This window comes from Baekduia sp. (genome assembly GCF_035996765.1).
In the GTDB taxonomy this organism is placed as follows: Bacteria; Actinomycetota; Thermoleophilia; order Solirubrobacterales; family Solirubrobacteraceae; genus Baekduia.
The window spans coordinates 24,342-36,089 of sequence record NZ_DASYJG010000025.1 but is presented as its reverse complement, the minus strand read 5'-3'; the positions used below and the strand labels follow the sequence as shown (position 1 = coordinate 36,089).

At 71.6% G+C, this 11,748-nt stretch carries 13 protein-coding genes; 2 read left to right on the top strand and 11 right to left on the bottom strand.

All coding sequences use genetic code 11. From position 1 onward, the window contains the following. From VGO10_RS05140 to VGO10_RS05105, 8 genes are all read right to left on the bottom strand, one after another. A partial coding sequence (locus tag VGO10_RS05140; protein WP_327465841.1) for a carboxylate-amine ligase occupies window positions 1-1,093 on the bottom strand: 1,093 nt, incomplete at its 3' end. A gap of 11 nt (window positions 1,094-1,104) precedes the next feature. Then, the gene (locus VGO10_RS05135) at window positions 1,105-1,803 is read right to left on the bottom strand and encodes a redox-sensing transcriptional repressor Rex (protein WP_327465839.1); all 699 of its coding nucleotides are present in this window, start codon (window positions 1,801-1,803) and stop codon (window positions 1,105-1,107) included. After that, window positions 1,800-2,048: a glutaredoxin family protein gene (locus VGO10_RS05130; protein ID WP_327465837.1), complete on the bottom strand. Its 249-nt coding sequence runs from the start codon at window positions 2,046-2,048 to the stop codon at window positions 1,800-1,802. Before VGO10_RS05130 ends, VGO10_RS05135 begins: the two co-directional genes overlap by 4 nt. Window positions 2,049-2,055: 7 nt before the next feature. Then, the gene (gene tsaD / locus VGO10_RS05125) at window positions 2,056-3,066 is read right to left on the bottom strand and encodes a tRNA (adenosine(37)-N6)-threonylcarbamoyltransferase complex transferase subunit TsaD (RefSeq protein WP_327465835.1); all 1,011 of its coding nucleotides are present in this window, start codon (window positions 3,064-3,066) and stop codon (window positions 2,056-2,058) included. Next, window positions 3,063-3,578 (bottom strand): ribosomal protein S18-alanine N-acetyltransferase, encoded by a 516-nt coding sequence (gene rimI / locus VGO10_RS05120; protein ID WP_327465833.1) that lies wholly within the window; start codon window positions 3,576-3,578, stop codon window positions 3,063-3,065. Before rimI ends, tsaD begins: the two co-directional genes overlap by 4 nt. A 15-nt stretch (window positions 3,579-3,593) precedes the next feature. After that, window positions 3,594-4,322, bottom strand: coding sequence for a tRNA (adenosine(37)-N6)-threonylcarbamoyltransferase complex dimerization subunit type 1 TsaB (gene tsaB, locus VGO10_RS05115; protein ID WP_327465831.1), 729 nt, complete (start codon window positions 4,320-4,322; stop codon window positions 3,594-3,596). After that, window positions 4,319-4,765, bottom strand: a complete 447-nt coding sequence (gene tsaE / locus VGO10_RS05110; protein WP_327465843.1) for a tRNA (adenosine(37)-N6)-threonylcarbamoyltransferase complex ATPase subunit type 1 TsaE — start codon at window positions 4,763-4,765, stop codon at window positions 4,319-4,321. Before tsaE ends, tsaB begins: the two co-directional genes overlap by 4 nt. Next, window positions 4,752-5,183: an LPXTG cell wall anchor domain-containing protein gene (locus VGO10_RS05105; protein ID WP_327465845.1), complete on the bottom strand. Its 432-nt coding sequence runs from the start codon at window positions 5,181-5,183 to the stop codon at window positions 4,752-4,754. Before VGO10_RS05105 ends, tsaE begins: the two co-directional genes overlap by 14 nt. A 78-nt stretch (window positions 5,184-5,261) precedes the next feature. On the opposite strand from VGO10_RS05105, the gene VGO10_RS05100 reads away from it, so the two are divergent. Further along, entirely contained in the window at window positions 5,262-7,694 is a 2,433-nt protein-coding gene (locus VGO10_RS05100; RefSeq protein ID WP_327465829.1) for a glycosyltransferase, read from the top strand. 6 nt (window positions 7,695-7,700) lie between these two features. Here the strand turns inward: VGO10_RS05100 and VGO10_RS05095 are convergent, their stop codons facing one another. After that, window positions 7,701-8,072 (bottom strand): hypothetical protein, encoded by a 372-nt coding sequence (locus VGO10_RS05095; RefSeq protein ID WP_327465827.1) that lies wholly within the window; start codon window positions 8,070-8,072, stop codon window positions 7,701-7,703. 18 nt (window positions 8,073-8,090) lie between these two features. After that, complete coding sequence (locus VGO10_RS05090) at window positions 8,091-10,280, bottom strand: alpha/beta hydrolase (RefSeq protein WP_327465825.1); 2,190 nt, start codon at window positions 10,278-10,280, stop codon at window positions 8,091-8,093. 64 nt (window positions 10,281-10,344) lie between these two features. Between VGO10_RS05090 and VGO10_RS05085 the strand changes: the two genes are divergently transcribed. Next, window positions 10,345-10,986 carry a TetR/AcrR family transcriptional regulator gene (locus VGO10_RS05085; protein WP_327465823.1) on the top strand — a complete coding sequence of 214 codons (642 nt, stop codon included), beginning with the start codon at window positions 10,345-10,347 and terminating at the stop codon, window positions 10,984-10,986. 7 nt (window positions 10,987-10,993) lie between these two features. Here the strand turns inward: VGO10_RS05085 and VGO10_RS05080 are convergent, their stop codons facing one another. Further along, window positions 10,994-11,734: a class I SAM-dependent methyltransferase gene (locus VGO10_RS05080; RefSeq protein ID WP_327465821.1), complete on the bottom strand. Its 741-nt coding sequence runs from the start codon at window positions 11,732-11,734 to the stop codon at window positions 10,994-10,996. Between the last annotated feature and the right edge of the window lie 14 nt (window positions 11,735-11,748).

Genomic DNA, 11,748 nt, shown 5'->3' with positions numbered 1-11,748 from the left:
CGTAGACGTCCTCGATCGAGGCGCCGGACTCCAGCAGACGGCGCTGGCGCTGGGCGCCGTTGGACTCGGGCAGCGCGACCTCGATGCCGAGCTCGCCGCGCACGGGCGCCGTCCACGCGAGCAGCTGCTCGACCGCCTCCTGCGCCGGCTGCTCGACCGCGCGCTCGAGGTCGATCAGCCTGCCGTCGAGGCCGTGGCGGATCGCCCGCCACATGTTCTCCTCGATCAGGCGCGGCGCCGGGTCGGCGAACGGGACGCCCTCGTCGACGTCGCGCGCCGCCTGCAGGACGGTGCCGACGATCAGCGCGGCCAGCGCCTCGGACTCGGCGGCGGTGCTCTGCGCGTCGCAGATGCGCACCTCGACCGTCCCGAACGTCAGATGCGGCCGGATCGACCACCACACCTGCGTGTACTCGACGATCGAGTCGGTCCGCACGAGGAAGTCGAGGTAGTCGCGGTACGCCTGCCAGCTGCCGAACGCGTCCGGCACGCCGCAGCGCGGGAACGACTTCGTGAACGTCTGCGTGCGCGCCGTGTGCAGGCCGGAGGAGCGCCCGTCGACGAACGGCGAGTTGGCGGAGATCGCGAGCAGCAGCGGCAGCACCGGACGCAGCCGATCGCAGATCCGGACCGCGCGGTCGGCGCCGCGGACGCCGACGTGGACGTGCAGCGAGAAGGTGTTGTTGCGGCGGGCGACGTACTGCAGGCCGTCGACCACGCGCCGGTAGTGCTCCGTGTCGATGTTGGGCTGCTCGCGGTAGTCGGCCCACGGGTGCGTGCCCGTCGCCCCGAGCTGCACGCCGCGGGCGGCGGCGAGGTCGAAGAGCCGGCGGCGCACGTCGCGCTGGCGAGCCTGGGCGTCGTGCAGGTCGTTGCCGCGGCCCGACCGGATCTCGATCTCGCTGGAGATCAGCTCACCGGCGATCGACTCGGTGAGCACCGGGTCGCTCTCGGTCGCCGCATCGCGCAGCTCCTCAAACCGAGGGACGAGGTGCAGGCCGTCGTCGAGGATCGCGAACTCCTCTTCGAGGCCGACCGTCCAGTCGGTCGACGCCGCGAAGGCCGCGGCGGCGCGATCGGTGTCCAGGCTCATTGGGTGGAAACCTAGGTGAGGTAGAAGTAGAGCGCGTACAGGAGGTCGACCGCGGGGCTTGAGGTATGCACCGTGACCTCCGGAGGGACGCGCAGCAGCGACTCGGAGTAGTTGAAGATGATCTTCACGCCGGCCTTGACGAGCTCCTCGGCCAGAGCCTGGGCCGCAGAGCTGGGGACGGCGAGCACGCCGACGACGATGTCCTCGTCCTCGACGACCTGCTGGAGGTTCTTGACGTCGCGGATCTCGAGCGGGCCGACCGACGTTCCGACCTTCTCGGGGTCGGCGTCGAAGATCGCGACGACGCGGAAGCCGTGGTCGGCGAAGACGTCGGAAGAGGCGATCGCGCGCCCGAGGTGGCCGGCGCCGAAGAGCGCGATGTTGTGCTGGCCGGCCGTGCGCAGGATCTTGCGGATCTGCGAGACGAGGCCGTCGACGTTGTAGCCGACGCCGCGCTTGCCGAACTTGCCAAAGCCCGACAGGTCGCGACGGATCTGCGTGGAGTTGACCTGGGTGAAGGAGGAGAGCTCCTGGGAGGAGATCGTCTCCTTGCCCTCTTTCTTGGCCTTGGTGAGGACCTGGAGGTAGCGCGCCAGCCGAGCGGCGACGCCGAGCGAGAGCCGCTCGGGCACGCCGGGCTCCGGCGCCGCGCCGTTGACACCGGTCCCGCCCGCCGTGTCACGTCCGTTGGCCAGATCACTCACGCTCATGCGCCGCCAACTCTACCGAGGCGCTGCCGGAGAACCGCCGCGTCGACGAAGAAGTCGAAGAGGTGCTCACCGTCGAGCAGGACGACCGGGATGCGCTCGAGGTAGCGGCGGTGGAGGTCGTCGTCGGCCTCGATGTCGTGCTCGACGAGCGTGAAGGAGAGCTCGTCGCGCAGCGCGGTGAGGTGGGTGCGGGCGTCGTCGCAGAGGTGACAGCCGGGGCGGCCGTAGAGGTCGACGGTGGGCACGGCGTCTTTAAAGCGCCCGTTGACCTGTTGCATGCACCTCGAGGTCGAGGTAGCCCGGGAATGCGACGGCCTCGGTGTAGCGCGCGGCGCTGGCGATCATCGCGGCGTTGTCGGTGCACAGCGTGCGCGGCGGGATCTTGACGGTTGGTGCGAGAGACGAGAGCCGCTCGCGCAGCGGGCCGTTGGCGGCGACCCCGCCGCCGATCGCCAGGCGCTCCAGGCCGGTGTCGCGCAGCGCCCGCTGCACGCGCTGGGCGAGTTGCTCGACGATCGCGCGCTGGTAGGCGGCGGCGAGGTCGGCGCGGCGCGCGTGGGCCTCTTCCTCCCCCAGGTCGCGGACCTTGTAGAGCAGCGCGGTCTTCAGCCCGGCGAAGGAGAAGTCCAGGCCGGTGACGTTCTTGGAGGTCGGGAAGTCGAAGGCCTTGGGGTCGCCCTCGGCCGCCAGGCGCTCCAGGTGCGGGCCACCGGGGAACGGCAGGCCGAGCAGGCGGGCGCCCTTGTCGATGGCCTCGCCGGCGGCGTCGTCGAGCGTCTGGCCAAGGACGGTGAAGCCCGCGTGGTCCTCGACGCGAGCCAGGAAGGTGTGGCCGCCGCTGGCGATCAGGCAGAGGAACGGCGGATCGAGCGGCTCTTCGTTCTCGGTCTGGAGGAAGTTCGCCGCCACATGGCCTTGGAGATGGTCGACGGCAGCCAGCGGCAGGCCGCGCGCGGCGGCGATCCCCTTCGCGGTCGCGATGCCGACCAGCAGCGCGCCGACCAAGCCCGGCCCAGCGGTCACCGCGACGAGGTCGATGTCCTCGAGCGTCGCGCCGGCTTGGGCCAGCGCGTCGTCGACGACGGGCGTCGCCAGCTCCAGGTGGTGGCGCGAGGCGACCTCCGGCACGACGCCGCCGTAGCGGTCGTGCACGCCCTGGGAGGAGATGATGTTGGAGCGGATCTCGCCGGCGCCGGTGACGACCGCGGCGCAGGTGTCGTCGCAGGAGGTCTCGATGGCCAAGATGAGATCGACAGCCGTCATACAGCGCGCCGCAGCGGGTCGACCGCGTTGGGGATGTCGTCCAGCGTGCCGCGCAGGGTCGCGGGCGTGCGCCACATGATCACGGCGTCCTCGCCGTTGTCCTGGTAGTAGCGGCGGCGCAGGCCGGCGCCGCGGAAGCCGTGGCGCTCGTAGAGGGCGATCGCGGCGTCGTTGGAGGTCCGGACCTCCAACGTGAAGCGCGGCTCGGCCTCGTCGACGCGCTCGAGGAGCGTGCTCAGCAGCGCCGTCGCGATGCCCGTGCGCCGCCGCTCCGGCGAGACCGACACGTTCATGATGTGCCAGACCGTGTCGTAGCGCGAGCAGATGCAGTAGCCGACGATCGCGCCCTCGGCGTCCAGCGCCGCCAGGCAGACGCCCGCCGGCTTGGACAACTCCAACACGAACATCGCCAACGACCACGGCGTCGGGAACGCGCGCCGCTCGATGGCGATCACCTGCGGGAGGTCGGCGTAGGTGAGGCGCCGGATGGTCGGTGGTGCGGGGAGGGTCACGGAGCTTTCAGTGGATCACCGTCGCGGCACGGCGTCCGGTGCTCGCACGTACTCCGGGACGAGTGCGTCACGTGGCACCGGCGGGGCCTCGGCGGCGAGCCGGCACAGGGGTCCGGCGCTCACCTTGTGCCGGTCCGCGCCGTCCGCTGAAACCGCGACGCCCACCGCCTCGAGCTCCGCCCTGAAGCGTACCGCCCCGTCCCCCACCGCTTGCCAGGATCCTGGCGCGAGCGCGGGGACCTCGGCCAGGCGCTCGGGCGCCCATGCCGACGGCGCCAGGAGCTGGGCGCCGGCGGAGTCGTAGGCCGCGACGTAGGCCTCGCCACGGCGGGCATCGAGGATCGCGAGGACGGGCCCACCGCCTTGCGCGCCGGGTCGAGGGACGACTGATGGTCCGTCAGCGACCATCAGTCGTCGCTCGACGGCGCCTAGGGCGAGGGCGTGGAGCGTCGAGAGCGCGACGGTCTCGATGTCCAGGCCTTGCGCCAGGGCACGGGCGGTCGCGACGCCGATGCGGATGCCCGTGAACGTGCCGGGGCCGACGCCGGCGCCGATCCGCGTGAGGTCGCTCCAGGTGGCGCCCGCCTCGGTCAGCGCGGCGTGCGCGAGCGGGAGCAACTGCGTGGTGTGGCCGGGCTTCTCGCCGGCGCCTGGATCGTGGCGGTGGGCGGCCAGCAGCGTCCCGTCGGTCGCCGCGACGCCGACGACCGTGGCCGGGGTCGCGGTGTCGAGCGCGAGGATCATCGGTCCGATGATGACGCGACGACCGTGATGCGGCGCGTGTCGCCACCCGCGTGCTCGAGCTTCACGCGGGCGGCGATGCGCTCCAGCTGTGGCTCCGCGATCGCCGGCCACTCGATGAAGGCGATCGTGTCGGGCATGAGGTAGTCGTCTAGGAGCGCGGGATCCTCGTCGGCGAGGCCGGGGAGGCGGTGGAGATCGAGGTGGGCGATCGGCACGCGGCCGCTCTCGTAGTGCCGACCGATCGTGAAGGTCGGGCTGGTCACCGGCCCGTCAAAGCCCAGCGCGCGGGCGGCGCCGCGCACGAACGTCGTCTTCCCCGCCCCCATCTCGCCCTCCAGCAGCACGATGTCGCCGGGACGCAGCGTCGCCGCCAACGCGGCGCCCACGGCCTCGGTCGCGGCCGCGCCGTCGGTGGTCTGCCGGCTGTCGCTAGAACCGCTCAGGGGCGTTGCGCATGCGCAGGCCCACGCCGACGAGCAGCAGCACAGCGCCGGCCAGCAGCAGGACGCGCGTGTCGAGGCCGGTGTTCGGGAGGGTCCCGGCCGTGGCGGGCGAGGTGGTCGTGCCGGTCGCCGGGGTGCCGGCGGTGCCGCTCGTGGTGCCCGAGCCGCTCGATGAGCCGGAGCCCGAGGTCTGGGGGCTGGGCGACAGCGGCGCCAGGTTGCTGTCGCTGGAGCCGTTCGAGTCTGAGCTGCCGGAGCCGCTCGATCCCGACGAGCCGGAGCCGGAGTCCGAGTTGCCGAAGGGATCCTGGTACTGCTGGTCCCCGGCTCCTTGGGCCACGGCGGACGCCACCGGCCCACCGACACCCACAAGGGCGACGACGAGCAGCACAACGATCCGGCGGCAAACGGACGGCACGCGACGACAGTCTAAGGATGTGGCGGACGGTCAACTTCGCCCCCTCCGGCCTGCCGACGAGGTAGCCTCGCGCTGCTCGTGCCCCACGCCGAGAATCCCCGCAATCCGCGGCACATCCTGCTGTTGACCGACCGCGACTGGACGCACCCCCAGGGCGGTGGCACCGGCACGAACTTGTACGGCCAAGTGTCGCGCTGGGTGGCGTGGGGCCACCGGGTCACGGTCATCGCCGGCTCCTATCCCGGGGCCGAGCCGGTCTCCCGCCCGCACGAGCGGCTGACCATCCATCGCATGGGCGGCCGGACGACCGTGTTCGGCCGCGCCGCCTTCGCCTCGTGGCGCGGCATCGGGCGCGACGCCGACGTCGTCCTCGAGGTTGTCAACGGCATTGCCTTCTTCACCCCGCTGTGGTGGTGGCTGCGCGCCCCGCGCGTGACGCTGGTCCACCATGTCCATCAGGATCACTACGTCGCCGAGATGGGCAAGCGCGGCCGGCTGGCGGCGCTGGTCGCCGAGCGGCTGCCGCTCGCGACGCTCTACCGCCACCACCCGTTCCTGACGATCTCCGACGCGGCCCGGCGCGACATGGTCGCACTCGGCATTCCGAGCGACCAGATCCATGTCGCGTATCTCGGCGTCGAGCCCGACGCGTTCGTCGACACCCGGCGTGACGCGGTGCCGACGCTGCTCTACCTCGGCCGGATCAAGCAGTACAAGCGGCTGGAGGTCCTCCTCGACGTCCTGCAATCGATCCCCGACGCGCGGTTGGAGGTGGCCGGCGACGGCGACCATCGGCCGGTGTTGGAGGCCGAGATCGACCGCCGCGGGCTGGGCGATCGCGTGACGCTGCACGGCTTCGTGACCGAGGAGGAGAAGCGCGACCTCTACGCGCGCGCCTGGGTGAACCTGACCGCGTCGTCGGCCGAGGGCTGGTGTCTGACGGTGATGGAGGCCGCGGGCGCCGGGACGCCGAGCGCGGCGATGGCCGTCGGCGGGCTGCCGGAGTCGATCGTCGACGGGCAGACGGGGCTGCTGGCCGACACGCCGGCGCAGCTGGCGACCGAGGTCGCGGCGCTGGTCGCCGACCCGGTGCGCCGTGACGAGCTCGGCGAGGCGGCCCGCGCCCGCGCCCGCGGCTTCACCTGGGACGCGACGGCGCAGGCCAACCTCGCGGTGCTCGACCGGGTCGCCGAGGCGCAGCGGTCGCGGCTGCGTGACGCGCTGCGCCGCTCGGAGACCGGCGCGGCCGCCGGCCTGGCCGCTGCGACGCTGCTCAATAACGCGATCCAGCTCGTCTTCGTCGTGTTGTTCACGCGGTTGCTCGGCGCCGACGGCTACGGCGCGCTGGCCGCGATCATCTCCGGCTTCTTGATCCTGATGGTCGGCGGGCAGTCGATCCAGGTCGCCGCTGCGCGCGAGGCGACGCTCGGCCATCTCGGGACCGACGGGCGCCTGCGCGCCACGCTGAAGACGTGGACGCGTCAGCTCGTCATCGCGACCGCGGTACTCGGGGTCTTGGGCGTGGTGATCCGCCAGCCGCTGGCCGACCTGCTGGGGACCTCTGAGCATCCGTGGGCGGTCGCCGGGCTGCCGGCGACGGGCTCGCTGTGGTTGTTGTTGTCGTTGCAGCGCGGCGTGCTGCAGGGCCTGCGGCTCTATGGGCCGGTCGGGATGTCGATCGTCGGCGAGGCGGGCGGGCGCATCGTCTGCGCGCTGGTGTTGTGGGGCGTCGGGCTCGGCGTCACCGGTGCTTATCTCGGCAACCCGTTGGCCTTCGTGTTGATGACGCTGTGGCTCCGGCGCGTGCTGGCGCGGAGACTCGGCCCACCCACCCCGGCCGCGGAGGCCGACGCCGACGCGGTGGACGGCGGCGCGGCACGGCCGCTGCTGGGCCTGGTCGGCGACAACTGGATCCCTATCGTCGGCCTGCTGCTGCTAGCGGTGCTGCAGAACGTCGACGTGATCGTCGGGCGCCATCAGTTCTCCGGTGACGGCGCCGGGTCCTACGCCGCGGCGGCGGTCGCCGCCAAGTCGGTGGTCTGGGTGGCGATCGGCGTCGGGCTGCAGCTGCTGCCGGAGGCGACCCGCCGTGCCGCCGCCGGGCTGGACCCGCGGCCGGCGCTGCTGCGCTCGCTCGCGGTGCTCGCCGCGATCGCGACGCCCGCGCTGCTGATCTTCGCGCTCATCCCCCACTTCCTGATGACGGTCGCCTTCGGCCCCGACCTGACGCTGGCCGCCGACGCGCTGCCGGTGCTCGGCGTCGCGATGACGCTGCTGGCCGTCGCCTATCTGACCGTGCAGTACATGGTGGCCTTGGGCGAGCTGAAGTTCGTCTGGGTCCTCGGCGTCGTCGCGATCGTCGAGCCGTTCCTGCTCAGCGCCGGCGACTTCACGCTGCTGTCGTTCGCCACCGTCGTCCTCGGCCTGCAGCTCGTGGCCGCCTCCGCCGTCTTGGCGCTCGGCTTGCGAACTCGGCGGCCGATGGCGGCAGCCTCGATGCCGGCCGCCTGACGACGGTCACGCAGACGCGGCGGCTCCGGAGGTGATGTGCTCGATCACCCGCCGGAACTCCTCCGTCGGCGAGAAGTCCACATACTCAGAGTCCTCAAGCGCTTCGGGGGCATGGCCGGCAGCCCAGTAGAACGCCTCGCCGGCGACGAAGTCCTGATGGCCGTCGGGCGTGTGCATCCGGACGCGCCCCTTGATCATGTAGCCCCAATGCGGACACGGGCAGAGATCGTGTGGCAGGCCCTTGGTCGCCGGGCGCAGGTCGGCGCCGGCGGGCAGCGTGACGAAGCCGACCGAGAGACCGTCCTCGTCGCGCAGACGGACTTCGACGCCGTTGTCGGCGATGACGACCGGGACGTCCTCACGTGGAATGGATCGCATGGTGCGTTCTCCTTCTGGTTAGTTGAGCAACTCGGCGATGCGTTGTGCGGCCCGACGAGCGCCGTCGGCTTCCACCGGGCGGTAGTCGACGTCGCGGCCGATCTCCTGTGCGATGGCCTGGGCGATGACGTCGGGGGTGGCGTGGTCGAAATCCATGCGGCGGCCGGCGCGGTAGCGGGCAAGCCGATGGGCCACGTGGAAGCGCTGCTCGAAGTGGCCGCGCAAAGGGAAGAAGAGGAACGGCCGCTGGGCGGCGGTCAGCTCCATCGTCGTCGTCAGCCCGCCCTGGACCACGGCGAGGTCACAGGCGGCAAGGTGGCGGTGGAGGTCCTCGACGTAGGCGTGCACCTCCAGGCCTTCATGCGCGTCCCGCTCGCCCAGGGTCGCCGGGTCGATGCGCGGCCCGGCCACGACGATCATCCGCAGCTCGGGAACGAGCTTGGCAGCGGCCGGGAAGGCCGCGATCACCCGCGCCAGCAGGTCCGCGCCCACGCCTGAGCCGCCGACCGTGACCACGCAGACGCGCTCGTGCGGCTGGTAGCCCAGCTCGGTGCGGAGGCGCTCGCGGTCAGGCAGCTCGGCCTGGTCGAAGCCGGTGATGTACCCGGCGAAGTCGAAGTTGCGCTCGGTCCACTCGCGGATCCCCGGAAGGTCCGGGCCGAGCCGATCGCCGACGATGTCATCGGGGTTGCCGACGAAGATCGCCCGGTCGCGGATCTCCGGATGGTCACGGACGTGCTCGACCATCTCGGCGTTGTAGTCGGCCGCCACGAACGCCTCGCGCTCGCCGTTCTCGGGGATCGGCAGCCAGCCGACGAAGTCCGTCAGCCACGCGAAGGGCGCGCGCTTGCGGCTCGGGTTCTCGTGCAGGTGGTAGTCGAGATCCCACGCCTCGTCGCCGATCCACAGGTCGTACCGGGTCTCGCTCACGGCGTCGTCGAAGACCATGTAGTTCGCGGTCAGGATCTCGTCCATGCGCCGGATCGCCTGGAAGCACTGCAGCTCGTGCCCGGCGGACTCCGCTGCGAAGTGGGCCGACTCGCTGACCAAGTGCTTGCTCGCGGGATGGATGCGCTCGCCTTCGGCCTCCAGCACGCAAGTCACCGGATGCTGGGCGAGCCAGTCGACCTGCAGGTCCGGGACGAGGGTGCGCAGCTCACGCGCGATCGCGACGTCCCGGCGCGCGTGGCCGAGACCGATCGGCGACGAGACGTACAGCGCGCGGGGCCGGCCGTCGGCGCGATGGACCGTGGGGTCCCGGCGAAACGACGGGTCGACGAACTCGCGGATGGCGAGGCTGACGGCGACGGGGCGGCGGACCTCCGGCACGTGGTCGCCGCCCTCCAGCGCGAGCAGCTTCCCGTTGGTGGTCTTGGTGAGCAGCTCGGCGTCGGCGATGGTGGTCAACTTGTCGTCGGTGCCGTTGATCACCAGCACCGGGCACTGCACGCGGCCGGCGAGCTCGAGTTGGTCGCGCCGCGTGAGCGGTGCGGCGTTGTCGGCCATCCACGTGCGGATCAGCGTCTCGGGGTCGGTCTGCAGGCCCCAGGCGACAACGTCGTCAAAGCCCTTGGTCGAGTGGGCCTCGTTGGTCGCCGCGGCGGCGAACCACGCGACGAAGTCGCGGTAGTCGTTGCGCCAGTGAAGTCCGTTGAACTTCGCAAACCCGCGCGTGGTCAGCGGCCGGCGCAGGAAGGTGCCGGCCAGACGAGGACGCGCCATGAACCGGGCCGCCACGCTGGCCGGCGACCAGCTCGCCGGGAAGAACGGCCCGATGAGCACCAGGCCGAGCACCCGCTCGGGATGCTCTGCGGCGACGAGCAGCGCGCGCTGAGCGCCCTTCGACAGGCCGACCACGATCGCGCGCTCGGTCCCCGTCGCGTCAAGGACGTCCAGCGCATCCTGGGCGAACTCCGACTCGGCATAGGCCTCGACCGTGCGAGGCCGGTCGCTCTTCCCGTTCCCGCGCGGATCGAAGACGACCACGCGGTGATGGCGTGCGAGGTAGGGGATCTGCATCTTCCACACCCGCGAGGGCACGAGCGTCCAGGTCGGGCACAGCAGGATCGTCGGCTCGCCGGTGCCGTAGACCTCGTAGAAGACGCGCACGCCGTCGCGCTCGGTGAAGCCCTGCTCGTCCGGATACCGCGCACGGGTCTGCTCGTTCGCGTCGGCCTGCTCGTCGGTGACCCGCTCGGTGGTGCTCATCGCGTCCCTCGTAAAACGTTAGTTGGTCGGGCGACCAATTAACTTGTATCGTAGAGTGCGACGCATGGCAACCCCCGACCCCGCCGACCGTGAGACGGCAGCACCAGGCGGTGACCTCCGCATCGCACGGGGGCGCTCCACACGCGCGCAGCTGCTCGCCGCCGCCGGCGACCTGCTGCGGGAGGAGGGCTACGCCGCGACCTCGATGCGCGCCGTCGCCGACCGTGCCGATGTGCGACTCTCATTGGTTCACTACCACTTCGGCTCCAAGCGCGGCCTGCTCGTCGCCGTCCTCGAAGACCTCACCGAACGGCTGCTCGAGCGCCAGCAGAAGATGTTCAGCGACGACCGGCCGTTTGCCGACCAGTGGCGCACCGCCTGCGACCACCTGCGCGAGGACATCCGCTCCGGCTACGTGCGGATCCTCTGGGAGCTGTGGAGCGCCGGGCTCGCCGACCCCGAGCTCGCCGAGCGCTGGCGTGCGACCCAACGCGGCTGGCGCGAGCTCATCGAGGCACGTCTCGAGCGCCTCCAGGCCGAGCGCGGCGTCGAGCTGCCGATGCCCCCACGCCCCCTCGCCACGCTGATCGGCAACCTGTTCGAAGGCGCCGAGACCGAGATCCTCGCCGGCGTCCCCGAGGACGAAGCGCCACACCTCGAAGCGCTCGAGGCCTGCGCAGCCCTGATCGCGCGCGCCGAGCGCTGAGGGGCGGCTAGCGCTTGCGGACGCGGATGACGCAGTTCCAGGACACGAGCTCGCGGAGGCCTGGGATCTTCATGACCGGCCTGGCCCACGGCCAGTAGCGTGGCTCGACCTGGACGATCTGCAGGCCGGGGTGGCTGCGGACGAGGCGCAGCGTCGCGCCGATGTGGCAGGCCCAGAGCGTCTCGCCGTAGGCGTGCTTCTCGGGCTTGCCGTGGCGCTTTTCGTAGAGGCGGGGCCCGAGCTTCGGCCCGAGGTAGTGGTAGGGCGCCATGAGGTGCCCGCCCCATGGCGAGTACCAGTTGGTCCAGGAGATGTAGGCCCAGCCGCCGGGCTTGAGCACGCGCTCGATCTCGGCGACGATCGGCGCGGCCGAGGGTGTGTGCTCGAGCATGTTGGAGCAGAAGACGCCGTCGACCGAACCGTCGTCGAGGGGCAGCGCGCCGGCGTCGCCGAGGACGTAGCCGGGTGGCGGCGTGCCGCCGAGCTCCAGCTCGTCGGCGGAGTTGTCAATCGGGATGACAACGGCACCGCGGTCGCGGAAGGCGTAGGTGTAGTAGCCGGGGCCGCAGCCGAGGTCGGCGATCGTCTGGCCGGCGAGCGGGCCATGGTGGGCATCGAGGTCCTCGACGGCATAGCCGGCCAGCAGGCGGTAGAACGGCTCCGGATCGGCGCGCTCGTTGCGCCAAAGACGCCACAGGGTGCGAAAGCGCGCGGGTCCGCGCGGCAGGTCTGCGGCGGTCACGCTCACCGACGGCAGGCTAG